The following is a 26045-nucleotide window of genomic DNA, read 5'->3' on the forward strand; positions in this document are numbered from 1 at the left end:
CCCGCCGAGTCGGGCACATCACGCGCCAGGATTCCTGTACAGGCCGCGGTAGTCGACGACGCCGACGCCGATGTCAAGCCGCCCCTTGTATTCCATCGTGTCGCGCGACCATCCCTCTTGCTGATCGAGGAACGGGCGCGCCTCTCCCTCCAGATAGGCCCGCACGATGCCCTCCACTTGGCGCGGCTCGGCGGCCAAGTACCACGCCGTCTCACTCGCAGCATCAAGGCGCGGGTCGGCCACAAGCACCAACCGGCGAACCCATTCGAGGTTTTCAGTGTTGTTCGACTTGGACGGATCCACGGTCGAATTCAGCAACTGTTCGGCCTTCGTCTCGAGAGCGACAGGCACGATGAGATAGCGCGGCTGAGGGTCGATGAACTCTCCCGCCAGACCCTTTTGCTTCCGCATAGCCGCTCGAGCCAAGCCGAGTGAATCGACGGACAGCGCAGCACCGCTCGACGCCAAATTCCCATGGTCGGCGTGAAAAAGCGCCTTGCCGTCACTCATCGCGGGATTCGAGACAAGCTTTGCATAGACCATGTCGGCCTCGAGGCGCCGCGCCGCCGCGCCAAGCGTGCTGGGCGTGGACGTCAGGGCGTCAAGATCGTCGTTCACCAGCGCCTGGCGCGTGAAACTGACAAGACGACCGAACGTCTCGACCTTGAATGACTCGGCAGACTCGGAAAAGCTGCCGTACTTGTATTCGGCGCCTTCGGGCACCTTGAGCAGCGAAGGAGACGCCGACAGCATGGCGAGCGTGCGGGGACGGAAGTCCGGCACTTCGCGCTCGCCAGTCCAGCCCGCGTGAGTGGCAGGGGCCTGCAAATAGCCCGTGCGCAACGCGGTGCTGGCCAGGTTGCCAAGCAACAAAGGAAAGTCGCTCGTGGACAGCGCAGCCCGAATTACTTCGTCGCGGCTCATTGATGCAGAGCTCCGACCGTGCATGCTCAGCACCCGCTCTGCCATTCCGACAACCGACATCCGCCTGAGGTCCGCCGCCTGAGGATGCGGCTTCGCAATCCGGATGCCCGAACGGATCAGGAGTGCGTCAACCGCAGCCGCCTTGAAATCCGAGATGCGCGAGTCCCCCGTTGGAAGCACGTCCATCGGAGGCACATAGCGCCCAGCAACGGGCGATGCGCCTCGCGCGATATGAGCGAGCAACCGCTGACCGGCTGCCTGCACAGTGACAGAGGGATCGTCTTCACACACGCGAAGCAACTCAGCAACACCGTCGCTGGCCATGAAGTGGGCAAACGAAGCCCGGATGCCGGTTCGCCGCTCACCTTCAGCCCTGACGGCAGCAGCACGAATTTCTTCGGGAGTTTGAGTGGCAGTTGTCATTGCCTGGATCCTTTCCTTGATGATGGGCGGCACTGCGTGCCTACACGCGAAAACATTGATGGGGGCCGCAGCAAGCGCATCGGCGGCGATGATCTCGTCGACCAACCCGGCCGCCAACGCCTCTTGAGCCGTGAACCAGTGGTCGTCGCCACTGAGCCAGCTGTCGATCGCCTCCGGCTTCTGTCCGGTCCGGCCGTAGGCCGTCCGCATCGTCGCTGCAACCTGCTCCAGTACTGAAGCCGACTGCCTCAGATCCCTAGCGTTGCCAGAGGCGGCCACCATTGGTGCGTGGACCATCATGAGTGAGGCCTCGTGGATACGGATCACGCGCCCAGCCATAGCGATGATGGTTGCGGCGCTGAGGGCCCAGCCGATGATGCTGACCTCGACACCCGCTGGCCAAGCCCTGAGAAGGTTGTAGATTGCGATCGCGTCTGCCACGCTCCCGCCTTCGCTGTTGATGGCAACGTCAAGCGGGCGCGAGCGGTCCGAGCTCGCGAGTTGTTGTGCGATCAGCTCGGCGGTGAGGGATCCACCGATGTCAGCGAAGATTTGAATCGAGTTGGTCATTGGCGCCAGTTCCGCGATGTGCGGCAAGAACTGTCACGCCGGGCCCGTGAAATGAAAACGGGCCATTTGATTTCGCGATTTGATGCAAGCGCCTTTCCGACGACGGCAACTTCGGATCTCTTCGCGTGCTGCCTGGCGCGCAACGTGCGGCTTCGAAGAGCGCCACCTTGTAGCCCGGCCAGTCGCTGGGAGCCTGCGCCAACGCATAGGCCAAGGGCCAATCATGTTTGGCAAAAGAGCGAATCAGGGGAGCGAGCCGCTTGCAACGCGCCCACAGGTCGATCGACGCCCCTTCCGCGGCGACAGCATCCAATGCGCGCAAGAGTGCACGATCTCGATTGCATTGGTCGAGGACCGTCGCCGCATCGGCCAGGCCGCGGCCTGAAAGTCCGGCATGTACATCCAACGAGCCTCCCTTTCGGACCTTCTCCCCAATGGCTTGCCTAAGCCACTGTCGAGTCTCGTAAGGGATATGGCTGGCCAATGAAGACTCGCCGAGCGCTGCATACACCACCCCGAGTCGCTCCAGCGGGGGAGCCTTCTGGGGCCGCGAGCCGCCATGCTCTAGCCCAGACTTGGGCGCGATGCGCATCGAAAGCAAATCGCGTGTCGGACCGCCATTCGCCCCCACGAGCGCACCCTTCACGCTCGCACCCGCTACGTCCGCCACGACCTCGAAGCGCAGGGCGCACCGCCCGTTGCTCAGGTCGGCGAGGTTCGCTTCAGTGAACGCTACGTCCGATCGCACGCGAACGGTCAGAAGGCCAAGCAACGATGCGAGAAGGCCCTCGGCTAGGTCTATTTCGGTTGTGCTGTCCATCGAGATGGTGCTCTTCACTTAACCCCCTTAGCAACCTCGGTGAACAGTCCGAGAGCGCGGCTCGAATTACCCGTACTCAAGGCCTGTCCGGAGGACCCGCGCGCCTCGAGCTCGAAGTGTTCGGCCAGATCGTCATGCCACTCGACCGGCACTTCCGCCGCCTCGGCCAGTAACGCCAGTCGCTGCAGTTCGGACTCGCCTCGCGCCCTGCATGCCGCATTGATGGCCGCGCTGAGCCTTGGATTTATCTGAAGCTTCATGCGTTCGCTCCCGCCGTCTCGGCTTCGACTGCGCGCCGCACGCGCGCCGTGTACTGATCAAAGCGTTCTCGGTTCGGACTCAGGTCGGCCTCGTCCCACTTGCCCAGGCCGAGTTCAACGCCCTTCGCTTCAATTGACGGGCGATCGGTGTCCCATGGCTTCTGGGGCATGCCTCCGCCGGAGGAGATCGCAGCGGCTTCTTCGAGCTGGCGGCGCACGATGCCCAGCAGGTAGGCCATGCCCTTCGGCGGCGTTGACTTCACGCAGACCTCTGCGGCGGCAACAAAGGTTGCCTCGTCGACGCCCTTCAGGATCAGCTCACGGAGAATTGGGTTTGACGGGTTGACATCCATCACACCCGCGGCCTTGATGGCTCTGCAGATGGCTCCCGCTTTCGTTGGGCTTTGCCCACTCCCTCCCCCCGCCACCCCCGAAGGGGGTTCTTTATCTTTATCTGTATCTTTATCTAGCGATCGATTTCGTTCGCCGGTGTTCGCCTGCGTTCTATCTGCCTGTTCGTCCTGCTTTCGCCCCGCCTTCAGGCGTTTTTGTTCTGCTCTCCATTCTCGGGACCGCTCTGCAGATCCATCCTCACGCAATGGCTGACGCTTTTCCCACGCGGAGACATGCTCGCCGTCGAGCACGCGGCCCTGCATGGCAGCCACGATCGCATCTACTTGTGAGGTGTCGATGTCGAGTGCGCTCGCCACATCTTCCGGTTTGAACGATTGCGTTCGTCCGCGTTCGGTTGCGTTCGATGATGCGCACACCAGCAAGTGCACATAGACCGTGATCACGTCGCCGATCCGCTGACCTGAGATCTTGGCGATCGTCCGAAACTTCGGATCGTTGGGCAGGTCATGCCAGAGGCGAAGCCATTGATTTGCCATCAGCAGCAGACTCCATTCAGAGGCGCAATCGAGGCCTCAAGGGGCGATGTATTCATGCAGCCAATGCTGTCCGGTCCTTGGAAAAGATGAGCAAATGTTTTTGGCGTTGCATCGCCGACACACTCAGCGCCCGCGCCCAGTCTGCGATACACAGCAAAGCGCGCCCACTCTTGAGCCATACGCCTATCGACCCTGTCCAACCGAACCACAGTTGACCTGATTGGCGATCCATTGGTCGATAGCCGACTCAGGCCACACAGTCGTCCGATGGCCCAAGCGAATGCCGCGCGGGAAGCTGCCTTCACCCATGCGCCTGTAGATCTCGGTCGTCCTGATTCCCACGCGTCCGATGACCTCGTCAATTCGAATCAGCCGCTCCTTCGGCTGGAGTTGCACCACATCGTCGTCCATCTGCTATTTCCTTTTCCGGGTGAGCCCGGGTGAGCCCGGGTGAGGGGGAATGTGAATCAAGGGCTGTCCGGTTTCTAGGGAAGAAACCGGACAATTTGCGCCCGATCGGTGGACAACTGGCCGCTCTCCCGAGCGAAGGCGGCATTGCCAATCGATTGGATGCGCAGTGATAGCCGTGCCTGGCCGCGTGCCGGACCACCAATCCGCCGCGCGGACCGGTACGCCACGCGGACGGCCTCCTACTTCGACCGAGCTCGCGGGCCGGTGCTACTCATGCCCGACGTTCCCAACGATTCCAGCTAGCCGCCTTCAAGATCGGGACACGCCTGCACTTGTCATGCACGCGATACCAGAAGCCGCCAGGATTGGTGAACTGATCGGCCAGCCGCCTAGGAAGCCCTCGCGGCTTCGCAGCGACTCTCCCGGCGGCGGACACGCTCTTGCGCGCGTTGGTCACGTCTATCTCACCTGCTTGCCATCGACAGCCGCCAGGCGCAGATGTCGCACTTCACCGTGCTGGGTGAATAGCTCGCCAGCGGAATGAAAGAAGGTGCCCCTCTCGGGATTCCACGCAACGTAGCCTTGGCGCAGCTCGCCATCCACCTTGTGTGTGCCATAGCCCCGCACGACCAATAGAACTTCCCCTTGAGGGTTCACGCAGCCTTCGTCACGATGGAACGTGCTTGGTTCATGGATCTCGCGCTCATAAGCCTGCAATCGCCAGTCGGTCCTGACGATTACAGTCGTCTTCCGATCGATGCTGATCCAAGGCTTGCGCGATTTGGCTCTGCGCGCAATCTCGCGCAGGCCCATCCTCCCCTCGGCGGTCTCGCGATGGACAAAATGTTCTACAGTAGCTTTAGCCATGATGTGCGGTTCCTCTCACGGTTTGCACGTTGTGGTTAGGTCGGTCAGGTGTTCCACCACCTTTCCGGCCGCCTAAATTCCCTCAGATCCCTTGCCCGCTGTTCCACCAGCAGTAGGCGCCCCGAGGAGCGGCGTCATTCTTTCGGCAACTTGGCCTTGTCGATACGATCCCGAATCCAAACCGGACCGCCGAGCTGCGTAAGCTTTTCGCGCTGAGCCAGCGTCAGGCGGACAGTTACTGCCTGCGTCTTTTCGGCAGGATCCAAAGCAGGACGGCCCCTGCCTCGCTTCTCCATTTCGGCCTTCGTCATTTGCGATTTAGTGTAGTCGAAAAAGATGCTGTCGGTGAGATATTTCGTAGTCGATTAATCCGCTACATCAACGCCCGTCACGGCGCCTCAACGTCGCTGCCCGCGCGTAGTCCATCCAGATAATCGGCCCACGTCTGCATCATCTCAGCGCGTTTCACGCGAAACTCCGTTCGGTTGTACGCGCGGCCGAGCGTGTCCTTGACCGTGTGCGCCAACTGCGCCTCTATCACCACCTCGGCAACGCCGAGGTGCTCGACCAAGATCGTCCGAGCCGTTGCCCGAAACCCGTGGCCGGTTACTTCTTCGCCGTCGAAACCCATGGCTCGCAGAGCCGCGTTCACCGCGGCATCGCTCATGGGACGATCATGATGGCGCTCGCCTCGAAAGACGAACGGCCCATGCGCCGTGAGGGGCTCCAATTCCCGCAGCACCTTCACAGCCTGAGTGGCCAACGGCACGATGTGCGGCTCGCCATTTAGCTTGCCCTCGCGCGTGCGCTTCATTCGGGCCGCAGGCACCGTCCACATTCCCGCCTCCAAGTCGAACTCCTCCCACCTCGCCTTGCGCAACTCACCTGGCCGAACAAAAACCATTGGCGCAAGGCGCAAGGCCGAGCGGACAACCATAGTTCCGGGATAGCCATCGATGGCCCGCAGAAGGTGCCCCAAGCGTTTCGGATCGGTTATCGCCGGGAAGTGCTTCACCACCGCCTTTTTCAACACGTCCTTGAGGTCGCGGGCCGGATTGGTGAAGGCACGGCCGGTCGCGATGGCATAGCGAAAGACCTGCCCGATGCTGATGTGGACCCTGTGGGCCGTCTCAACGACGCCGCGCGCCTCGATACGGCGTAGCAGTTCCACCAACTCGGGCGCACCGATCTCCGCAATCGGCCGCGTTCCGACGTATGGGAAGACGTCCGCTTCAAGGCGGCCAATGACCTTGCTCGAGTACGTCTCAGCCCATTCGCCCTTGCGCACGCCAAACCACTCTCGGGCGACGTGCTCGAAGCTATTCAGCGCCGGCAAACCTGCCGCCGTTCGCGCCTCCGCCTCTTTGGCCGCGATGTGGCTCGCTCTGGTGGCCTTGCGCTGCTCGCTGGGGTCACGCCCCTCCGCGACCGTGGTGCGCGCGGCCTCGGCCTTGCTGCGCGCCAGGGCGAGCCCAACACGGGGGTAGGTGCCTAGGGACAGCGTCTTTCGCCGGCCGGCGAAGGTGTAATCGAATCGCCAGCCGTGCGCGCCGCCCTTGACGAAAAGGAGCAGGTAGAGGCCATCACCATCGGAGATGCGGCGACGAATGTCACCAGGCTTGATTTGTCGAAGGAGGAGATCTGAGGTGATGAGGTTGCGTGGCATGTTCGTCGAACGTTGAGTGCAGTAACCGATGCAGTAACTCGATTTCGCACCCAACCGAACATATAGTGTTTATGCGCCTTCCACCAGATCTTTCGATAGTGTGAAGAGCCACCAAATCAAAGCCCCGCAAGTCAATGACCTGCGGGGCTTTTTCTTTTTGGCGAGCTGCCGCTCAGGCCCCGACAACGATCGGGAAATGCGCCTGAAGGCCATCCGGTCCGGCCGTGAACGGCATCGTCACCGCCGCACGAGCTGATTCGTCAAGGCTGCGCCATATTCCGTCGCGCGCATTGCCGGGATCGCCAGCCACGTAGAGCTGTGTCGTGAGCAGCTCGCGCCGGTCGAGCTTCACCTTCACATGGATATGAGCGGTGCGACCGCTGTAGGGAACCGGGCGGATCGTGTGGAAACGGTAGCGACCGTCGGCACCGACCGCCACGCGACCGAAGCCCTGGAACCCCGCATCCGCACGATCGCCGTCGCGCGGGTGGTGATAGTGCCCGTGATCGTCGCACTGCCAGATCTCGATCTGCGCACCAACGACCGGCCGGCCGGCGATGTCTGTGACGGTGCCATCGACCCAGGCAGGATGCCCGCCGCCATAGGGCGGACGATTCCCGTTGCGCAGGAGGTCGTAGTCCGAATCCTTCGGGATCTCGACGGGGTAGAACGGGCCTTCGGTCTGCGCTGGTGTCAGCATCCGGCGCCGAGGCGGTGTCTGTGCCCGTGCACCGAGCCAGAGCGCTGGAACGCCGACCAGGGCGGCAGCCACCGTGCGGCGCTGAAGACGAACAGGGGAATCTGGGGAGGCTTTGCGCATGGCCATCGGATCGACACGCCCGAGGGCAAGTTCCGGTGCGCGGCCACGCTGCCGCGGTGGCTATTCCTTGGCGCGCCAGGCGCTGAGGAACTCAGACGTCTTGTCCACAGGCCGCCAAGTCACGATCACGAGATTTTTCGTGGCAGGCGCGGTCGTCGTCGCCGAGGCCGAGGTGGCATCGCTTCCGTTGGTGCATCCACCGAGGAATGCAGCCATCGCCAGGAAACCCGCCACCACGAACCAGGATGTTTTTCTCACGGTCTTGTCCTCGAAGTTGCGGGCCTGAAACCTGGCCTACGCCGATGCGCGGACTGTAACCGATATGTAAACTCAAAGTACTAATGAAACCCCGACCTGTCGCAAAAAAGTAACTCTATCGACTACAAACCGACTGGCGTCATGGATGAGCCCGACAACGGCCGCTCCGCACGCGACAGGATCTCTTCGAGCATGAGGGGAAGCTCGAATACGGCGCGGTTCTGCATCCGGCGTGTCGCGGACTTGTAGTGATCGAGCTTCCGGACGAGTTCGGCGACCGCCTCTTCCACCTTGGTAAAGCTGCTGCACACCATCCCCAGGCCGTGCTCCCGAACCCATTGGGTGTTGTAACGCTCCTGCGGCAGCGTCCAGCGGTTGCGGACCACGATCACCGGCAGCTCCATCTGCACCGCTTCACTGAGGCTGCCGGGGCCGGGCTTGCCGATGAAGAAATCCGCTAGCGCCATGTAGCGAGGGACGTCGGGCGTGAATCCGAGCACGAGCCGCGGCGCCCGGGCAGGCAGTTCGCGCAGGGCGTCGGCCAGCTTCGTGTTGTGGCCGCAGGCCAGGATGAGCTGCGTGTCGGGCAGGCGCTTGGCAATGCCGAGCATCGCCTTCGAGCCCTGCCCGCCGAAAAGCACGATGCCTGTCGGCCGACCGGGGTCGAGGCCGAGCTTCGCGCGCTCCGCATTGCGGTCGACCGGCTGCTCGTCATAGAAAGACGCGCGGATGATCATCCCCGAACTGGCGTGGATCCGCTCCCGTGGATGGCCGGCGGCCAATGCCTGCGTCACTGCCTTGGCGGAGCCGCAGATCAAGTCCTGGTCCAGCCCCTCCTCGATCCAGAAATTCGGCGGATGGTCGGCCAGATCGGTCAGGACCGTCACATAGGGCACGCCCGGCAGCGTCGATGCCAACGCCTCGCAGAGCGCGCGATTGAAATTCGGAATCAGGGACACGACCATGTCCGGCTCGGTCGCCAGCCAATGTTCCTGCAACTGCCGCACCAGCGTCGTGTGGCACCAGCGGATCATTCCCTGCAGCAGCTTGAGCTCCTGCGCGAGCCCGAGCGTCCACCCTCGTGCCAGGCGCTTGTTGTAGACGTCCTCCGGGTCCATGCCGGTCAGCCGGCGGAAACCATCCTTGGGGTCGAGCACCTCGCGCAGGTTGACCAGCCGCACCGTCCACGGCAACCCCGCGCGCCGGATCGCCGATTCGAGTGCCAGGGCAGAGGCGCGATGACCGCCGCCGGCATTGAAGTACACGAGGTCGACGGTACGCGTCGCCCTCATGCGTGCACCGGCTCCCGTTGCGAGGATGCGCGCCCGGACTGCGTCGCGACCGGCATCTGGTCGGCCCAGTGCAGGATCTCGAGCGTTCCGTCTGCACCTTCCGCGAGGGCGGTCAGGCTCTCGACCCAGTCGCCGTCGTTGGCATACAGGATGCCGTCGATGTCGCGCAGTTCGGCGTGATGAATGTGTCCGCACACCACCCCGTGCACGCCGCGCCGACGGGCTTCGCGGGCCACGGCGTTCTCGAAATCGCCAACATAGCTGACCGCGCGCTTGACCTTCAACTTGAGGTACTTGGACAGCGACCAGTACGGCAACCCCAAGCGCGCCCGCATCGAATTGAGATGGCGGTTGAGCTTGAGGGTGAATTCGTAGAGCGAGTCGCCGACGTGTGCCAGCCACTTCGCGCACTGGATCACGCCGTCGAACAGGTCGCCGTGCATGATCCAGAGCTTGCGGCCGTCGGCGGTCTCATGGATCCACTCATCCGCGACGTCGATCCCGCCGAAGTTGTGGTTCAGGTATTTGCGCGCGAACTCGTCGTGGTTGCCCGGAATGAAGATCACCCGCGTGCCCTTGCGCGCCTTGCGCAGCAGCTTCTGGATGACGTCGTTGTGGGCCTGCGGCCAGTACCAGTGACGCTTGAGCTGCCAGCCGTCGATGATGTCACCGACGAGAAACAGCGTCTCGCACTCGGTGTGCTTCAGGAAGTCAAGGAGCATCCGCGCCTGGCAGCCGGGCGTGCCCAGGTGCAGGTCCGAGATCCACAGGGTGCGGAAGCGCTGCACCGGCCGGGTGAAGTCGGCCTCGTCAGCATCTGGGATCTGCGGGATCCTGTCGCTCCATGCACGAAGAAAAGCGTCATCTCTTTGCATGGCCCTGCACGTTCGCAGCGGCCCGTGACGAGGTCATGGCAGCACGATGACGCGCCGACGACACCGCCGCGCAGGTGCCGTCTTGGGGCAAACCATGACACTGCAGTGACGGCGACATGACCGCCGACCGGGACAATCGAGCTCATGCGCCCCGGCCAGATCATCGTTCTCGCAACACCCATCTTCTTCCTGCTGATCGGGATCGAGTTCTTCGTCGGCCGCCGCCGCGCGAAGCTCGGGACAGGCCACGACACCTACCGCCTGCCCGACACGATCAACAGCCTTGGGCTCGGCATCCTGAGCCAGATCAGCGCGGTCCTCACCGGACTGCTGCGCATCGGCATCTACACCGCCTGCTGGTCGGCCTTCGCGCTCTTCCCCAACGAACATTTCTGGATGCAGTGGTACGGCTGGCTGCTGGCGCTGGTGTTCTACGACCTCTGCTACTACTGGCTGCACCGCTTCGGCCATGAAAGCGCGGTGTTGTGGGCCGCGCATGTGGTCCATCACCAGAGTCAGCACTACAACCTCTCGACCGCGCTGCGGCAGACCTCGAGCGGTGCGCTGTTCGGCTGGATCTTCTATCTTCCGATGGCGATCGCGGGCGTGCCGCCGCTGGTCTTCGGCGTGGTTGCGCTCATCGACCTGCTCTACCAGTTCTGGGTGCACACCGAGCAGGTCGGCAAGCTCGGCTGGTTCGACCGGTGGTTCTGCTCGCCGTCGAACCACCGGGTGCATCACGCGGTCAACGACCGCTACATCGATCGCAACTACGGCGGGGTCCTCATCATCTGGGATCGTCTCTTCGGCACTTTCAAGGAAGAAGACGAGCCCTGCGTCTACGGCACGCGCAGCCCGCTGCGGAGCTGGGACCCGATCTGGGCCAATGCCGAGGTCTACTGGGCACTCGCCCGCGACAGCTGGCGCACCCGCAGGTGGAGCGACAAGCTGCGCGTCTGGATCAAGCCGCCCGGCTGGCGGCCAGCGGACGTGGCGGCGATCGATCCCAAGCCGGCTTTCGACATCGGGCAGGTGCAGCGTTACGACCCGGTGGCTTCCGGCGGCATCCGGGCCTTCGCTGCCGCGCAGTTTGTCGCGCTGCTCGCGGGCGCCATCGCCTTCCTGTGGTTTTCAGATGCGCTGCCACTCACCACTTCGGTGGTGTGGCTTGCGGCGCTGACCGCCGGGCTGTGGGCGACGGGTGCGGCGTTGCAGGGCCGGCTGAGCGTGGCGGAGGTTCTCTTCGTCGACGCGGCAGCACTGGCGACGGCCAGCGGCGCCTTGGGCATCGGGGCGCTTCATGCGGTCTTCAAGCCCCTCGCGCTCGTCGTGCTCATCGGCTTTGCGGCAAAGCGCCTTCGCTCGCTCGACGCGCCAGGCAACTTCTCGTCGTTGCTGCTCACGGGGCTCGTCGCCTCGCTTGCAGGTGATGTATTGCTGATGTGGCCGCAGTTGTTCGTGCCGGGGCTCGTGTGCTTCCTGCTCGCGCACCTGGCCTATATCGGGCTCTTCGCGAAGGGCGTCGGCCTGTTTCCGCGCCCCGGTGCGCTGGCCGCGACGCTCGGCATCGGCGCGGTCATGTATGCGTTCCTGTGGTGGGGCGGATTGCCGGGCGGGCTGCGCGTTCCAGTCGGCCTTTACGTGGTGGTGATCGCCTGCATGGCGGCTCAGGCCATCGGGCGTGCGGCGGTCGTCGGCGATCCGTCGTCGCTCAAGGTCGCCGTCGGCGCCTGTTTCTTCATGCTGAGCGACTCGCTGCTGGCGACCAATCGATTCGTCCTGCCGTTGCCGGTGGCTTCGCTGTGGGTGCTTGCGACCTACTACGCGGCACAGTGGCTGATTGCGGCCAATGTGCGTCCGGCTGGCGAACAGGTGCCCGATCAGCTCCCGAACATGTCGCCGTCACGCTGAGGCGCGGCAACGCCGAGATGGCGGTAGGCGGCGAGCGTTGCGATGCGGCCGCGCGGCGTGCGCTGCAGGTAGCCCTGCTGGATCAGATAGGGCTCGATCACGTCCTCGATCGTGCCTGCCTCTTCGCCGATGCTTGCCGCGATGTTGTCGAGGCCAACGGGGCCGCCGTCGAAGCGATGAATGACCGCTTCGAGCAGCTTGCGGTCCATCAGGTCGAAGCCCTGCGGATCGACGTCGAGCATGGCCAGCGCCTTGTGCGCCACGTCGGCCGTGATGCGGCCGTCGCTCTTGACCTGCGCGTAGTCGCGCACGCGGCGTAGGAGCCGGTTGGCGATACGTGGCGTGCCGCGCGAACGGCGCGCGATTTCCAGGCCGCCCGCTTCGTCCGCCGGCACCCCGAGCAGGCCCGCGCTGCGATGAACGATGCGCGCCAGTTCCTCGGCCGTATAGAACTCGAGCCGCGCAACGATGCCGAAGCGATCGCGCAGCGGGTTGGTCAACATGCCCGCACGGGTGGTTGCGCCGACGAGCGTGAACGGCTGCAGGTCCAGCTTGATGCTGCGTGCCGCGGGGCCCTCGCCGATCATGATGTCGATCTGGTAGTCCTCCAGCGCGGGGTAGAGGATTTCCTCCACCACTGGCGAAAGGCGATGGATCTCGTCGATGAAGAGCACGTCGTTGCGCTCGAGATTGGTGAGGAGCGCCGCGAGGTCCTTGGGTTTTTCGAGCACCGGCCCGGAGGTCTGCCGCAGGTTCACGCCGAGCTCGGCCGCGATGATGTGCGACAGCGTCGTCTTGCCGAGACCTGGCGGACCGAAGAGCAGCACATGGTCCAGTGCTTCCTTGCGATGCCTTGCCGCGCCGATGAAGATTTCGAGCTGCTCGCGCACCTTGGCCTGGCCGACGTATTCGTCGAGCAGCTTGGGTCGCAACGCGCGTTCAATCGCTTCTTCATTGGGAGAGGCGGGCGCGGCGGACACCACGCGCTGGGGTGCCGGGGCGAAATCGTCGGTCTGGATGGTCATGGGCGTGCGGGCTGAGCGAGCAGTTTAGTCGGCCGCCGGCCGTGTGCGCATGCGGCAGAATGCGCCACCGTGAAGGGGCCCGTACCTTGTCGATCACCAGCATGAATGACAACGATCGCGCGCTGTGCGCCGCCACGGCGGGCCTTTTGCGCGCCAGCGGAATGCTCGCCAACTGGGGGCTGGCGCTCTCCTTCATCGCCGGGCTGGTGCTCGCGCTGACGGGCCGCTCGCTGCCCTCGGTGTCATGGGGTGCCTACGCAGTGGTGGCTTTGGTCGGCCTGCTCGAACGCTACCTGGCGCTGCGCTTGCGGCTCGACGCCGGGATGTACGAGGCGCTGGCAAGAGACGCCATCGGTTCGCTGGACAGCCTCGACGGCGCACTCGAGAGACTGGGACTGCGGCGCCCCGCCGATGCCTCGCGCCCACTGGCCGACCGGGTGCTTCTTGCCCGACAACTGATGCAACGGCACGGCATCGCAGTGACGGTGCAGACCGTGATGTTCGCGCTGGCCCTTGCGGTGCAGGACTGGCGCTGACCGGCACCGCCGCTACTTGGCGAGCGCCCGCAGGGCCAGCTTGATCCCCTCGCCAACCGCGACGTCCTTCGGGAGGGCCTTGAGCGCCGCGGCGGCTTCCTTGTCGCTGTAGCCGAGCGCGACCAGCGCCTGAAGGATGTCGGCCTGGTTGTCGGTGGCCGCATGCGCCGGCAGCGCAATATCGGCACCGAGCTTGCCCTTGAGTTCGAGCAGCAGCCGCTCGGCGGTCTTCTTGCCGATGCCGGGGATCTTCACCAGTCGCCCTGCTTCCTGAAGCGTGATCGCCTGCGACAGCTCGCTCACGCTCATGCCGCTGAGCACGCCCAGCGCCGTACGCGGACCCACGCCGGAGATCTTGATCAACTGACGGAAGGCCGCGCGCTCCGTCGCGGTTGCGAAGCCGTACAGGATCTGCGCATCCTCGCGCACCACGAAATGCGTGAGCAGCGAGACCCGCTCGCCCGCCGCCGGCAGGTTGTAGAAGGTGCTCATGGGCACATCCACCTCGTAGCCGACGCCATGGCAGTCCACCACGATCTGCGGGGGATTGCGTTCGGCCAGGATGCCGGTGAGTTTGCCTATCATGGGTGCCCTTCTCGCTTTTGAAAATGAAACTCGCGTGATTCTGCGACACACCTTCGCCCCGCCCAACAACACTCGCCTGGGCCATCTTTGCGGTCCGCTCGACGCGAACCTGCGGCGCATCGAGGAAGCACTCAACGTCAAGATCGCGCACCGGCACGAGCAGTTCAAGGTCGACGGCGCCAAGGCGAATGCACAGCGCGCGATGGATGTGCTGCAGGCGCTCTATGAAATCGCGCAGCGGCCGATCGATGCGGCGGTGGTCCAGCTCACCCTGGCCGGCGACGGCTCGATGACCGAGGCGGATGACGGCGCCGTCATCCTCGCCACGCGGCGCTCCGACCTGCGGGCGCGTACGCCGAACCAGAGCGTCTACCTGCAGAACATCGCAAGTCACGACATCACGCTGGGCATCGGCCCCGCCGGCACCGGCAAGACCTACCTGGCCGTGGCGAGTGCCGTGGACGCACTGGAACGCAGTGCCGTCCAGCGCATCGTCCTGACACGCCCGGCGGTCGAGGCCGGCGAACGACTCGGCTTTTTGCCGGGCGACCTGACGCAGAAGGTCGATCCGTATCTTCGGCCGCTCTACGACGCGCTGTACGACCTGATGGGCTTCGACCGCGTCCAGAAGGCCTTCGAACGCAATGCGCTAGAAATCGCGCCGCTGGCATTCATGCGCGGCCGCACGCTCAACAACGCCTTCGTGATCCTCGACGAAGCCCAGAACACCACGCCGGAGCAGATGAAGATGTTCCTCACGCGCATCGGCTTCGGTGCCAAGGCAGTGGTCACCGGCGACGTCAGCCAGATCGATTTGCCGAAAGGACAGTTGAGCGGGCTGATCGATGCCGAGCGCGTCCTGAAGCGGGTGAACGGCATCGCGATCACGCATTTCACGAGTGCGGACGTGGTGCGCCATCCGCTGGTGGCGCGGATCATCGACGCCTACGACGCCGTGAAGAAGCGGAACGACTGAGATGGCACTGCCGGACCTTTCCCTGTCGCTGCAATTCGGTCGCTTCAAGGGCGTGGAGCGTCATCGCGGCGCGCTGCCGCGCCACAGCGTCGCGCGCTGGATCCGCCACGCGCTCGACAGCGACGGCGAAATCACCGTGCGCATCGTCGATGCGGACGAAGGCCAGCAGCTCAATCGCGAATTTCGTGGCAAGGACTACGCGACCAACGTGCTGACCTTCGACTACGCGCAATCGCCTGTGGTCATGGCCGACCTGGTGCTGTGCGCGCCTGTGGTCGCCAAAGAGGCGAAGGAACAGCGCAAGACGCTCGCCGCGCACTACGCGCACCTGCTGGTGCACGGCACCCTCCACGCGCAAGGCTGGGACCACGAGACCAGCGACGAAGACGCGGAAGCGATGGAAGCTCGCGAGATCGAGATCCTCGCGCGGCTCGGGATCAAGAACCCGTACTGACCGGAAGCCCCGCGCTCACGGCGTCATCTGCAGTGGAATGGTCACCGGACCATCGTTGACCAGATGCACCTTCATGTCTGCGCCGAACTCACCCGTCGCAACTACCGGATGGGCGGCCCGAGCCTTTGAGACGAAGTATTCGTACAGCCGCCGGCCCTCATCCGGCGCTGCGGCCTGCGTGAAGCTCGGCCGGTTGCCGGCACTCGCATCGGCCGCAAGCGTGAACTGGCTCACGACGAGCAATCCGCCACCCACGTCCTGCAAGCTCAGGTTCATCTTGCCGGCGTCGTCCGAGAAGATGCGCAGCTTCAGGATCTTGGCGAGCATTCGATCAGCTTGGGCATCGGTGTCGCCACGTTCGGCGCACAGCAGAACAAGCAAACCCGAATCGATGGCGCCGACGGTGCGGCCGTCGATGTCGACGCGTGCGCTTCCGACGCGCTGCAGGATGGCCTTCATGGCGAATGTTCCTTTTGTGTGGCGCGCGCCTCCATCCCGAGCGGCAGGAGCTGGATGGTCACGCGAAGACCGGGCACGGCATCCATCAGGGCCTGTTCGAGCGCGTCGCGCAGACCGGCGGCGCGCTCCAGAGACCACGCACCCGGCACATGCATGTGCAGATCGGCAAAACGACGCTGGCCGGCGCGCCGGGTCACCATGTCGTCGAAGCGCAGCTGCGCGCCTTCCGGCACGCCAGCGGCGAAGCGCTCCAGCGTGGCCCGCAACGTGGACTGGGTCTCGGCGTCCAGCGCTTCATCCATCAGCCCCTGCGACGACCGCCAGACCAGCTTCACGCCTTCGCGCAGGATGTTGAGCGCCACGGCAATGGCCAGCACCGGGTCGAGCCAGAGCCAGCCCGTCAACGCCACGGCGATGACGCCGACCAGCACCCCGGCGGAAGTCCAGACATCGCTCAGCAGATGCCGAGCGTCAGCCTCCAGCGCGATGGAATGGTGCACCTTCGCCGCTCGGAACAGCACGGCCGCAAGCAGCCCATTGAAGACCGAGCTCAGGACCGAAAGCGCCAGACCCCACCCCAATTGCTCCAGCGGCTGAGGTGACAACAGGCGCACGATTGCCGCCCAGATGATCGCGACCGCGGCGCCGATGATCAGGACGCCTTCGAAGCCCGAGGAGAAGTACTCCGCCTTGTGATGCCCATAAGGATGGTCCTCGTCCGCCGGACGCATGGCGATCGTGACCATGGCCAAGGCGAAAGTCGCGCTCGCGAGGTTGACGAACGACTCCATGGCGTCCGAGATCAGGCCCATCGAGTTCGTGATGTACCCCGCCCATCCCTTCAGCACGATCGTGACAAGCGCGACCGCGATCGAGACGCGAAGGAGCGTCCGCGGACTCAGCGTGGAAAGCTTCGAGAAATGGAGGATCGAGGACAAGAATGGATGCGAGTCAATTTCTTTGAAGAGCAGCCGAATTATCGTGAGACGAACTACGCTCTCTGAGCCAGCGGTAATACTCGCGTACTATTTGCCACCAGAAAACCACAGCAGATTCCTACGTGATCAAAAGCATCGTCACGGCTCTGTGTACCCTCGTTCTCGTTTGCGCCAACACGAGTTCGCAGGCCCAGACAGCCACGACCACCACCAAGCCACAGCCCGAGGCACGCGCGGGCATCCTCAAGTCCGTGCGCGGCGACGTCCGGCTGCTCGCACCTGATGGATCGACCCGCGCCGGCAAGTCCGGGGACATCGTCGCCCCCATCGACCGCATCGTGACCGGTCCTGATTCGGGTGCCAGCGTCGTCCTTCGCGACGGCACGAAGCTGGTCGTGGGCCCGTCCTCGCGGCTGGACCTCAAGGAATTCCATTTCGACTCGACCACGCAGGACGGCGGCATGCTCGTCTCGCTTCTTCAAGGATCGGCGCGAATGGTCAGTGGCCTGATCGGCAAGGCCCATCCGGATGCGGTTCGCGTCGAAACGCCCACTGCGGTCATCGGGATCCGCGGGACCGACTTCATCGTTCAAGCTGACCCTCAGCCGTGACAGTTCGCCGCCTCACGTCACTGCTCGCCGGACTGATCACGACGCTGATCCTCGCGGCATGTTCAACCCCTGGCACGCGCGTGGTGCTGCTGCCGCAGCCCGACGGCAAGCCATCCGCCGTCATCGTCACCACCGAGGATGGCGAAGAGACGCTGTCCGAACCCTTCCAGCGCGCAACTGCGAAGGCCCACGCACGCGGGGCGCCGATCGTCGACAAGGCCGACCCCGCCCGCGTGGAAACCGAGAACAAGGCGCTCTTCGAGCTCATGCCGCCCCCGCCGCAGCGATTTACCCTCTATTTCGAAGCCAACGAGACAGCGCTGACCGCGGCATCGCAGCGGGTGTTGAACGAAGCATTAGCGGCAGCGCAGGCCCGCAGCGGCGGCGAGATCGTCGTGACCGGCCATACCGATACGGTCGGGACGGTTGCGCACAACGATGAACTCTCGCGCGTACGAGCATCGCTGGTGCGACAAATCTTCGTGGACAAGGGCTTTCAGCCCAACCACGTCGAAGCCGTCGGCAGAGGGGAGCGCGAGCTTGCCGTGCAGACGGGCGACGAGGTCCCGGAACCGCGGAACCGCCGCGTGACCATCGAAGTCCGCTGACCGGTCGATGGGGGACGCCTTCTCGGCGTCCCGACTGGCTCAGCTAAGGTGAACGCGCGCGAACTTGCGCTTGCCGACCTGCACGACGTAGCTTCCTGCCTGCAGCTTCAGGCCCTTGTCGCTGACTACGCTGGAGTCGATTCGCACGCCGGCCCCATCGATGAGCCGGTTGCCTTCAGACGTCGAAGGCGCGAGTCCCGCTTGCTTGAGCAACTGGGCGATGCCCAACGGAGCGCCTGACAGGTTCACCTCGGGGATTTCATCGGGCACGCCGCCCTTGCTGCGGTTGATGAAATCCTGCTCGGCGGCATCCGCGAGCGCAACGCTATGGAAGCGCGCGGTGATCTCCTTGGCGAGGGCCACCTTGGCATCCTTGGGATTGCGGCCCGCCTCGACCTCGGCCTTGAGCGCATCGATCTCGGCGATCGACTTGAAGCTCAGCAGCGTGTACCAGCGCCACATCAAGGTGTCCGAGATCGATAGCACCTTGGCGAACATCGTGTTTGGGTCTTCGCTGATGCCGATGTAGTTGTTCTTGCTCTTCGACATCTTCTCGACGCCGTCGAGGCCCTCCAGGAGCGGCATAGTGAGTATGCACTGCGGCTCCTGACCATACTCCTGCTGGAGATGTCGCCCCATCAGCAGGTTGAACTTTTGGTCGGTCCCGCCGAGTTCGAGGTCGGATCGCAGCGCGACCGAGTCGTAGCCCTGCATCAGCGGGTAAAGAAACTCATGCACCGAGATCGACTGGCCAGCCTTGAAGCGCTTATTGAAATCCTCGCGCTCCATCATGCGAGCCACGGTGTATTTGGCAGCGAGCTGGATCATGCCGCGCGCGCCAAGTGGGTCGCTCCACTCCGAGTTGTAGCGAATCTCGGTCCTGGCAGGGTCGAGCACCAGGCTGGCTTGACGATAGTAGGTCTGGGCGTTGGCCTCGATCTGCTCGCGAGTCAACGGCGGCCGGGTGGTATTGCGGCCCGAGGGGTCGCCGATGGTGGTCGTGAAATCCCCGATCAGGAAGATGACCGTGTGCCCCAGATCCTGGAGCTGGCGCATCTTGTTGAGCACCACGGTGTGACCGATGTGGATGTCCGGCGCGGTCGGATCCAGACCCAGCTTGATTCTGAGCGGCGTTCCCGTCGCCTCGGACCGCTGGAGCTTCTTGATCCACTCGTCCTGGGGAAGAAGCTCGTTGGTTCCACGAAGCGAAATTTCGAGCGCTTTTCCTACGCCTTCAGACAGACTTGCGGATGTAACAAAACCGGTTTTCATTGGGCTTTAGGGCGAGTGCTTATATGACATAAGTGATGCCACGGCTATACTTGCCCGACTTTTTCAAGCGCCGAATTCTAAGCGGCGCCGCTCCCGCACCGTCCTGCCGCCCGTTCGACACGGCCCTCGCAGCACGGTTTTGCAGAACCTGACCTGGATTCGAAGTTTTGATCAACGGCATTCTTGCCGCCGAGGAGCTGATCGCTTCCCGTGTGGCCCATATATTTCGGACGTATCCGAAGCAGATCACGGCTGCCGTTGCCGTACTGCTTCTGTCCGCTGGCGGCGGCGCCTTTGCCGTTGCCTCGCTCGGCCCCGATGCGGCCGACCTCCCCGTCAAGCAGGTATTCGAAGCGGTCACCCCGCTGTCCTTCGCCGATCAGGTCGAAGCGCTCGACAACCACAGCTTTACCCTCTTCCGCACCGAGATCACCCGTTCGAGCGACACCGCCGAGGCGCTCCTTCAGCGTCTGGGGATTGCCGACCCTGCGGCCGCCAGCTTCCTGCGAGGCAATTCAGACGCGCGCAGCGCTTTCCTGAGCCGCGCAGGACGCACTGTGACTGCCGAGGCAACACAGGAAAACGCGCTGCAAAAGCTCAGCGCGCGCTGGATACCGGACGGTGACGGCAACTTCAAGCGCGTCGTCATCGAGAAAACTCCCAAGGGTTTCCAGACCAAGTCCGAGACCGACACCCTGACGCCCGGCACCCGGCTCGCCAGCGGCATCGTGCGAACCTCGCTGTTTGCGGCAACGGACGACGCCGGCATTCCCGATGCGGTCGCGAGCCAATTGGCAGACGTGTTCTCCGGCGACGTCGACTTTCGCTCTCTGCGTAAGGGCGATCGATTCGCCGTTGTCTACGAGACCTTCGACGCCGATGGCCAGACGCTGCGCACCGGCCGCGTTCTCTCAGCCGAATTTGAAAGCGGCGGCAAGCTGCATCAGGCGCTCTGGTACCAGGAGTCTGGGCAAAAAGGTGCCTACTACCGCCCGAACGGCGATAGCCTCCGTCGCGCCTACCTGTCTTCGCCAGTCGAGTTCACTCGGGTGAGCAGCGGATTCGCGATGCGCCTTCACCCGATCCTCAATAGCTGGCGCCAGCATCACGGCATCGATTTCGCCGCACCGACCGGAACGCCCGTTCGTGCGGTCGGCGACGGAACCGTTGAATTCGCTGGCACTCAGAGCGGCTACGGAAACATCGTGATCCTGAAGCACCGCAACAACCAGGAAACCGCGTACGCGCACCTGAGTCGCATCGACGTCAAGGTCGGCCAGAGCGTGAGCCAGAGCCAGACCGTGGGCGCCGTCGGTTCGACCGGCTGGGCCACGGGACCCCACCTGCATTTCGAATTCCGCGTGAACGGCGAGTATCACGATCCGGCAACGATTGCCCAGCAGGACGGAGGTGCTCCGATCAGCGCTGCATCGCGCCCCGCTTTCGAGCGGCTTGCCGTTGCGACACGCGCCGAGCTGTCCGCGGCCTTCTCCGTGGTTCAGGCAAGCGCCGACTGACGGTCCACGCAGCACCCGAGCTCCTCTCGAACCGCGATGGCTGAATTCTTCATCGGCCTGATGTCGGGGACGTCGATGGATGGTGTCGACGGTGTCCTCGCAGACTTTTCGGGCGAGCGTATTGCGGTCCAGGGCTACGCGGCGGCGCCCTTCCCAGTCGGGCTGCGCGCCGAACTCATGGCGCTCAACACCCCCGGCGATAACGAATTGCATCGGGCAGCCTTGGCCAGCAACGGGCTCGCGCGCGCCTATGCTGGCGTGGTTCATCAGCTGATCGCCGACGCCGGCCTGCCTCCCGGAGCGGTGAGCGCGATTGGCGTGCACGGCCAGACGGTGCGCCATCGGCCCGGCGAATTCGACGAAGTCGGCTACACGCTGCAGATCAACAACCCCTCCCTCCTCGCCGAACTGACCGGCATTCAGGTTGTCGCCGACTTCCGAAGTCGCGACGTCGCTGCAGGCGGTCAAGGGGCGCCCCTTGTTCCGGGCTTTCATCGCGCGCTGTTCGCCCGCGACGACCAGGCTGTTGCCGTGCTTAACGTCGGCGGTATTTCCAACCTCAGCATTCTTCCGGCGGGTGAGGGCACGGTGCTCGGCTTCGATTGCGGACCGGGCAATGCACTGATCGACCATTGGTGCCAGGCGCACATCGGCCAACCCTACGACGTCGGGGGTCAGTGGGCGGCAAGCGGCCGTGTCGTGCCCGAACTATTGGCCCGACTTCTTGGCGATCCGTACTTCGCCAAAAACCCGCCGAAGAGCACCGGCCGCGACCTGTTCAATCCGAACTGGCTGGCGGCACATCTCGGAACTTCGGAAGCAGATCCCGCTGACGTGCAGGCCACCGTGACGGAGCTGACCGCATCGGTATGTGCGGACCACCTGAAACGGTATGGAGCAGGTAGCCAATTGCTGATCGTCTGTGGGGGTGGCGCGCTCAACCAGCATCTCCTCTCCAGGCTTCGCGCATTGCTGCCAACGGTCGAAGTCGTGTCGTCCGTGGAGCGCGGCCTCCCGCCGCAGGAAGTCGAAGCCGCAGCCTTTGCGTGGTTGGCACGCAGCGCGCTGCACGGTACGCCGGGCAATCTCGCGAGCGTCACCGGCGCCCGCGGTCCGCGCGTTCTCGGCGCTGTCTACCCCGCCTGAGCCGCTCGAAAGCGCGGCCTCAGCCCTGTCCAGAGACCTCTGGTTGGGCCGCCTGAACCGCCCTCGCTTCGGGCGGAAGGTTCCAGAAGATTAGTGCCGACGCCAAGGTGACCAGCCCCATGGTGACAAAAGTGGCCTCGAAAGCATGCAGGGTCGCCAAAGGCGTCGCATTTCCAAATACGCCGGTGTAACCGGCCAGGACCGCGCTCGCGACGGCTACACCCAGGCTCATCGCCAGCATCTGCACCATCGACAACAGGCTGTTGCCGGCGCTTGCCATGCTGCCGTCGAGATCCTTCAGCGTGATGGTGTTCATTGCCGTGAACTGCAGCGAGTTCACCGCCCCGAAGACAAGCAGTTGCCCGATATGGAGGGCAATCGGCTGCTCGGGCGTCGTCAGTCCGAAGCTCGCCATCGTCAAGCCGACGAGCGATGTGTTGACCACCAGAACCTTGCGATAGCCATTCCGCTGGATCAACGGCGTGGCGAAGCGCTTCATGCTCATGCCGGCGAGTGCGATGGGCAGCATCATCAGCCCGGCATGGAGCGGCGAATAGCCCATCGAAACCTGAAGCAGCAAGGGAACCAAAAAGGGCATGCAGCCGCTTCCGAGTCGGCAAAAGAGATTGCCGAGCAAGCCGATGCTCAGCGTCGGAATGCCAAACAGCGCGGGCTCGAAGAGAGGAAAGGGTCGCCTGACGGCATGCAGCCAGTAAGCGGTGATGCTTGCGAAGCCAAACACAAGTAGGACCAACACGCCGGCTTGGCGCAAGCCGAGCCCCGAGACGCCATCGATCGCCAGCGAGACCGCGACCATGCCAAAGGCGAGCAAGGCATATCCGACCCCGTCGAAGCGATGCTGCTCCGCCAGGCGCAGGTCCGGCATGATGCGCAGCGTCGCGAAGCAGCCGATGAGCCCGACCGGAACGTTGATCAGGAAGATCCAATGCCATGAGGCGTACTGGACCAGCCATCCACCAAGGGTCGGGCCAAGCAGAGGGCCAACCAGTCCGGGTATGGCCACGAAGCTCATCGCAGCCAGGAACTCTGCGCGCGGCACTGAGCGCAAAAGTGCGAGGCGTCCCACCGGCAGCAGAAGCGCCCCGCCCAGGCCCTGAATGACCCGTGCGGCCACCAGTTGCCCGATGCTCCGGGACAAGGCGCACAGCACGGATCCCGCGACGAACAGGACGATGGCAAAGAAGAAAACGCGCCGCGTTCCGAAGCGATCCGCCAGCCACCCGGAGGCCGGAATCAGCATCGCCATCGTCAACGCATAAGCCACCACCACGGATTGCATCCGCAGCGGGCTTTCTCCGAGGCTGGCCGCCATCGCCGGCAAGGCCGTGTTGATGATCGTCGCATCGAGCGTCTGCATGAAGAAGCCGACGGCAACGAGCCACAGCAGGCTTTTGCTCGGAGATTCGGTGGGCGCCATGGGTCAGTTCAGAAAGAGACGGGCAACAAAAAGCCGCCCGTAGGCGGCTTTGACAAACAGCACCACGTGGCTGATCGCATCAAGCCGAGAAGCTCGATCCGCAACCGCAGGTGCTCGTAGCGTTCGGGTTCTTGATCACGAACTGTGCGCCCTGGAGATCTTCCTTGTAGTCGATCTCGGCGCCCACGAGGTATTGATAGCTCATCGCGTCGATCAAGAGCGACACGCCATTCTTGGTCATCGTCGTGTCGTCTTCGTTGGTGATTTCATCGAACGTGAAACCGTACTGGAACCCGGAACAGCCACCGCCCTGCACGAACACGCGCAGCTTGAGATCGGGATTGCCTTCCTCGGCGATCAGATCGGCCACCTTCGCCGCGGCGCTGTCGGTGAAGACGATCGGGTCGGGCATCTGGGTTTGAACATTTTCTGCAACGGCACTCATCGAGAGAACTCCTGTGCGGCCGGTACGCGGCCGAATAATTGAATGCTACTTCAACCAGCAAAAAGCCGCCCGAAGGCGGCTCTTTTGACAGTTCGGGCGGTAGGCCCAAGAACGCTGTGGATCAGCGCTTCGAGAACTGCTTGCGGCGACGTGCGGAGTGCAGGCCGACCTTCTTACGCTCGACTTCACGCGCATCGCGGGTGACGAAGCCGGCTTGGCTCAGCACCGGCTTGAGCGAAGCGTCGTAGTCGATCAGGGCGCGGGTGATGCCGTGGCGCGTTGCGCCGGCCTGACCCGATTCACCGCCGCCAGCCACGTTGACCAGGATGTCGAAGGTTTCGACGTTGTTGGTCAGGTAGAGAGGCTGCTTGGCGATCATGATCGACGTTTCGCGGCCAAAGAAATCCTGGATGTCCTTGCCGTTCACCGTGATCTTGCCGGTGCCCTTTTTCAGAAACACGCGGGCGACGCTGGATTTGCGACGGCCGGTGCCATTGTTCCATTCACCAATCATTCTCAAGGCTCCTTACAGTTCCAGCACTTTGGGCTGTTGGGCGGTATGCGGGTGCTCTGCGCCACCGTACACCTTGAGTTTCTTGATCATTGCGTAGCCGAGCGGGCCCTTGGGCAGCATGCCCTTGACCGCCTTTTCCAGCGCGCGGCCGGGGTGCTTGGCTTGCATGTCGCGGAAGCTAGTGGCCGTAATGCCGCCCGGATAGCCCGAGTGACGGTAGTACACCTTGTCAAGCGGCTTGGCGCCGGTGACACGCAGTTGCGATGCGTTGATGATGACGATGAAGTCACCGGTATCGACGTGAGGCGTATAGATGGCCTTGTGTTTGCCGCGCAAACGGAGAGCAACTTCGCTGGCTACTCGTCCGAGGACCTTGTCGGTCGCGTCAATCACAAACCACTCGTGCGTCACGTCAGCGGGCTTGGCGCTGAACGTTTTGGTCATGAGCTTTCTCTTTAAAAGAGGGTTTGGCGGGCCCTTTTCCACGGTCGGAATTCCTCTGTTGGGAATCTCTTAGGTGGGTGAAAGTACTTCGCCGCGGGGCCACAAAAACGCTGCGAAGCCCGCGATTATACGAAAAACAGGCCCAAGGCCGCAATTGGCCCGGTCCAAGCGCGCGGGATGGTTACCATCGAGGGATGTTCAGCTACCGCCACGCATTCCACGCCGGCAACCACGCCGACGTGCTCAAGCACACGGTTCTGATTGCCACGCTCGACTATCTGCTCGAAAAAGACGCGGCCTTGACCGTGGTCGACACCCATGCCGGCGCCGGTCTGTACCGCCTCGACGGCGACTACGCCGGCACCAGTGGCGAAGCGGTCGATGGCGTGCAGCGGCTGTTTGCCCGTCCCGACGGCGCCACGCCGCTCACCGATGCACTGGCGCGCTACGTCGAAGTCGTGCGTGACTTCAACCCCAAGGGCGGCGCGCGGATCTACCCGGGCTCGCCCTTCATCACGCATCACCTGCTCCGCGACCAGGACAAGCTCAAGCTGTTCGAACTGCACCCGACGGATGCGCGTTCTCTCGACGCCAACATCGCCCAGCTCGACGCGGGACGCCAGATTGCCGTGCTGCGGGAGGACGGATTCGGCAGCACGACCAAGTTCCTGCCGCCCCCTTCGCGCCGGGCACTGGTGCTTTGCGATCCGAGCTACGAGATCAAGAGCGACTACGCACGCGTGCTCGATTTCGTCACTGGTGCCCTCAAGCGTTTCGCGACAGGGACCTATGCGATCTGGTATCCCATCATCCCCCGCCCCGAAGCGCACGATCTGCCGCGCCGCCTCAAGACGCTCGCGACCAAAGCTGCCAAGCCATGGCTGCACGCCACGCTCACGGTCAAGTCGAGCAAGATCGTCACGGACTCTTCCGGCGCCAAGCATCGGCCCGGCCTTCCGGCGAGCGGAATGTTTCTCATCAACCCGCCCTACACGCTGAAGGCCCAGCTACAGGCCGCGCTTCCCCAGATGGCGGAGTTGCTGGCGCAGGACCGCAACGCCGCGTTCTCGGTCGACAGCGGGGGCTGACG

30 protein-coding genes are annotated in these 26045 nt (G+C 63.7%); 9 read left to right on the plus strand and 21 right to left on the minus strand.

The features are described 5' to 3' along the window. Positions 1 to 18 precede the first annotated feature (18 nt). The 12 genes from FHW64_RS20675 to FHW64_RS20730 form a co-directional block, all read right to left on the minus strand. Entirely contained in the window at positions 19 to 1917 is a 1899-nt protein-coding gene (locus FHW64_RS20675; RefSeq protein ID WP_184529676.1) for a ClpP-like prohead protease/major capsid protein fusion protein, read from the minus strand. Beyond that, entirely contained in the window at positions 1889 to 2755 is an 867-nt protein-coding gene (locus FHW64_RS20680; protein WP_184529678.1) for a hypothetical protein, read from the minus strand. Before FHW64_RS20680 ends, FHW64_RS20675 begins: the two co-directional genes overlap by 29 nt. After that, positions 2752 to 2997 carry a hypothetical protein gene (locus FHW64_RS20685; protein ID WP_184529680.1) on the minus strand — a complete coding sequence of 82 codons (246 nt, stop codon included), beginning with the start codon at positions 2995 to 2997 and terminating at the stop codon, positions 2752 to 2754. Before FHW64_RS20685 ends, FHW64_RS20680 begins: the two co-directional genes overlap by 4 nt. Further along, on the minus strand, positions 2994 to 3887 hold the full coding sequence (locus FHW64_RS20690) for a hypothetical protein (protein WP_184529682.1): 894 nt from the start codon (positions 3885 to 3887) through the stop codon (positions 2994 to 2996). The genes FHW64_RS20685 and FHW64_RS20690 overlap by 4 nt, the downstream gene beginning before the upstream one ends. A gap of 183 nt (positions 3888 to 4070) precedes the next feature. Next, entirely contained in the window at positions 4071 to 4298 is a 228-nt protein-coding gene (locus tag FHW64_RS20695; RefSeq protein WP_184529684.1) for an AlpA family transcriptional regulator, read from the minus strand. Between the two features lie 459 nt (positions 4299 to 4757). After that, entirely contained in the window at positions 4758 to 5165 is a 408-nt protein-coding gene (locus FHW64_RS20700; RefSeq protein WP_184529686.1) for a hypothetical protein, read from the minus strand. Positions 5166 to 5299: 134 nt separating this feature from the next. Continuing rightward, entirely contained in the window at positions 5300 to 5476 is a 177-nt protein-coding gene (locus FHW64_RS20705; RefSeq protein ID WP_184529688.1) for a hypothetical protein, read from the minus strand. Positions 5477 to 5553: 77 nt separating this feature from the next. Continuing rightward, entirely contained in the window at positions 5554 to 6831 is a 1278-nt protein-coding gene (locus FHW64_RS20710; protein ID WP_184529689.1) for a phage integrase central domain-containing protein, read from the minus strand. A gap of 172 nt (positions 6832 to 7003) precedes the next feature. Continuing rightward, the gene (locus FHW64_RS20715; RefSeq protein ID WP_184529691.1) at positions 7004 to 7651 is read right to left on the minus strand and encodes a protocatechuate 3,4-dioxygenase; all 648 of its coding nucleotides are present in this window, start codon (positions 7649 to 7651) and stop codon (positions 7004 to 7006) included. Between the two features lie 60 nt (positions 7652 to 7711). Next, positions 7712 to 7909, minus strand: coding sequence for a hypothetical protein (locus FHW64_RS20720; RefSeq protein WP_184529693.1), 198 nt, complete (start codon positions 7907 to 7909; stop codon positions 7712 to 7714). A gap of 122 nt (positions 7910 to 8031) precedes the next feature. Further along, positions 8032 to 9201, minus strand: a complete 1170-nt coding sequence (locus FHW64_RS20725; protein ID WP_184529695.1) for a glycosyltransferase — start codon at positions 9199 to 9201, stop codon at positions 8032 to 8034. Further along, a complete protein-coding gene (locus tag FHW64_RS20730; protein WP_184529697.1) occupies positions 9198 to 10076 on the minus strand; it encodes a UDP-2,3-diacylglucosamine diphosphatase in 879 nt (292 codons plus the stop codon). Before FHW64_RS20730 ends, FHW64_RS20725 begins: the two co-directional genes overlap by 4 nt. 144 nt (positions 10077 to 10220) lie before the next feature. Between FHW64_RS20730 and FHW64_RS20735 the strand changes: the two genes are divergently transcribed. Next, on the plus strand, positions 10221 to 11987 hold the full coding sequence (locus FHW64_RS20735; RefSeq protein ID WP_184529699.1) for a lysoplasmalogenase family protein: 1767 nt from the start codon (positions 10221 to 10223) through the stop codon (positions 11985 to 11987). Here the strand turns inward: FHW64_RS20735 and ruvB are convergent. After that, on the minus strand, positions 11957 to 13012 hold the full coding sequence (gene ruvB, locus FHW64_RS20740; protein ID WP_184529715.1) for a Holliday junction branch migration DNA helicase RuvB: 1056 nt from the start codon (positions 13010 to 13012) through the stop codon (positions 11957 to 11959). The two genes, FHW64_RS20735 and ruvB, sit on opposite strands and share 31 nt — an antisense overlap. 101 nt (positions 13013 to 13113) lie before the next feature. Between ruvB and FHW64_RS20745 the strand changes: the two genes are divergently transcribed. Then, on the plus strand, positions 13114 to 13548 hold the full coding sequence (locus FHW64_RS20745; protein WP_184529718.1) for a hypothetical protein: 435 nt from the start codon (positions 13114 to 13116) through the stop codon (positions 13546 to 13548). A gap of 12 nt (positions 13549 to 13560) precedes the next feature. Here the strand turns inward: FHW64_RS20745 and ruvA are convergent, their stop codons facing one another. Then, positions 13561 to 14133 (minus strand): Holliday junction branch migration protein RuvA, encoded by a 573-nt coding sequence (gene ruvA / locus FHW64_RS20750; RefSeq protein ID WP_184529720.1) that lies wholly within the window; start codon positions 14131 to 14133, stop codon positions 13561 to 13563. A 34-nt stretch (positions 14134 to 14167) separates the two neighbouring features. Between ruvA and FHW64_RS20755 the strand changes: the two genes are divergently transcribed. Beyond that, on the plus strand, positions 14168 to 15109 hold the full coding sequence (locus FHW64_RS20755) for a PhoH family protein (protein WP_311733342.1): 942 nt from the start codon (positions 14168 to 14170) through the stop codon (positions 15107 to 15109). A 1-nt stretch (position 15110) separates the two neighbouring features. Continuing rightward, entirely contained in the window at positions 15111 to 15563 is a 453-nt protein-coding gene (ybeY, locus tag FHW64_RS20760) for an rRNA maturation RNase YbeY (protein WP_184529724.1), read from the plus strand. 15 nt (positions 15564 to 15578) lie between these two features. Here the strand turns inward: ybeY and dtd are convergent, their stop codons facing one another. Both dtd and FHW64_RS20770 read right to left on the minus strand, forming a co-directional pair. Then, positions 15579 to 16022, minus strand: a complete 444-nt coding sequence (gene dtd / locus FHW64_RS20765) for a D-aminoacyl-tRNA deacylase (protein ID WP_184529726.1) — start codon at positions 16020 to 16022, stop codon at positions 15579 to 15581. Next, positions 16019 to 16960 (minus strand): cation diffusion facilitator family transporter, encoded by a 942-nt coding sequence (locus FHW64_RS20770; protein WP_221210433.1) that lies wholly within the window; start codon positions 16958 to 16960, stop codon positions 16019 to 16021. The genes dtd and FHW64_RS20770 overlap by 4 nt, the downstream gene beginning before the upstream one ends. A gap of 122 nt (positions 16961 to 17082) precedes the next feature. Here FHW64_RS20770 and FHW64_RS20775 point away from each other — a divergent pair, with 122 nt between their 5' ends. Both FHW64_RS20775 and FHW64_RS20780 read left to right on the plus strand, forming a co-directional pair. After that, positions 17083 to 17571 carry a FecR domain-containing protein gene (locus FHW64_RS20775; RefSeq protein ID WP_184529728.1) on the plus strand — a complete coding sequence of 163 codons (489 nt, stop codon included), beginning with the start codon at positions 17083 to 17085 and terminating at the stop codon, positions 17569 to 17571. Next, positions 17568 to 18179, plus strand: a complete 612-nt coding sequence (locus tag FHW64_RS20780) for an OmpA family protein (protein WP_311733343.1) — start codon at positions 17568 to 17570, stop codon at positions 18177 to 18179. Before FHW64_RS20775 ends, FHW64_RS20780 begins: the two co-directional genes overlap by 4 nt. A 39-nt stretch (positions 18180 to 18218) precedes the next feature. Here FHW64_RS20780 and tyrS read toward each other — a convergent pair whose 3' ends face one another. Next, positions 18219 to 19451: a tyrosine--tRNA ligase gene (gene tyrS, locus FHW64_RS20785; protein ID WP_184529730.1), complete on the minus strand. Its 1233-nt coding sequence runs from the start codon at positions 19449 to 19451 to the stop codon at positions 18219 to 18221. A gap of 167 nt (positions 19452 to 19618) precedes the next feature. Between tyrS and FHW64_RS20790 the strand changes: the two genes are divergently transcribed. Together FHW64_RS20790 and FHW64_RS20795 are read left to right on the plus strand one after the other, a co-directional pair. Continuing rightward, the gene (locus FHW64_RS20790) at positions 19619 to 20968 is read left to right on the plus strand and encodes a M23 family metallopeptidase (protein ID WP_184529732.1); all 1350 of its coding nucleotides are present in this window, start codon (positions 19619 to 19621) and stop codon (positions 20966 to 20968) included. A gap of 36 nt (positions 20969 to 21004) precedes the next feature. Then, positions 21005 to 22114, plus strand: coding sequence for an anhydro-N-acetylmuramic acid kinase (locus FHW64_RS20795; RefSeq protein WP_184529733.1), 1110 nt, complete (start codon positions 21005 to 21007; stop codon positions 22112 to 22114). Positions 22115 to 22133: 19 nt separating this feature from the next. Here FHW64_RS20795 and mdtD read toward each other — a convergent pair whose 3' ends face one another. From mdtD to rplM, 4 genes are all read right to left on the minus strand, one after another. Beyond that, positions 22134 to 23552: a multidrug transporter subunit MdtD gene (gene mdtD / locus FHW64_RS20800; RefSeq protein ID WP_184529735.1), complete on the minus strand. Its 1419-nt coding sequence runs from the start codon at positions 23550 to 23552 to the stop codon at positions 22134 to 22136. Positions 23553 to 23631: 79 nt separating this feature from the next. Continuing rightward, a complete protein-coding gene (gene erpA / locus FHW64_RS20805; protein WP_088955204.1) occupies positions 23632 to 23997 on the minus strand; it encodes an iron-sulfur cluster insertion protein ErpA in 366 nt (121 codons plus the stop codon). Between the two features lie 121 nt (positions 23998 to 24118). Beyond that, a complete protein-coding gene (gene rpsI, locus FHW64_RS20810) occupies positions 24119 to 24511 on the minus strand; it encodes a 30S ribosomal protein S9 (protein ID WP_088955203.1) in 393 nt (130 codons plus the stop codon). 12 nt (positions 24512 to 24523) lie between these two features. Continuing rightward, on the minus strand, positions 24524 to 24955 hold the full coding sequence (gene rplM / locus FHW64_RS20815) for a 50S ribosomal protein L13 (protein ID WP_184529737.1): 432 nt from the start codon (positions 24953 to 24955) through the stop codon (positions 24524 to 24526). 194 nt (positions 24956 to 25149) lie between these two features. On the opposite strand from rplM, the gene FHW64_RS20820 reads away from it, so the two are divergent. Continuing rightward, a complete protein-coding gene (locus FHW64_RS20820) occupies positions 25150 to 26043 on the plus strand; it encodes a 23S rRNA (adenine(2030)-N(6))-methyltransferase RlmJ (protein ID WP_184529739.1) in 894 nt (297 codons plus the stop codon). Positions 26044 to 26045 lie beyond the last annotated feature (2 nt).

Source organism: Variovorax sp. Sphag1AA (genome assembly GCF_014192575.1).
Taxonomy (GTDB): domain Bacteria; phylum Pseudomonadota; class Gammaproteobacteria; order Burkholderiales; family Burkholderiaceae_C; genus Variovorax.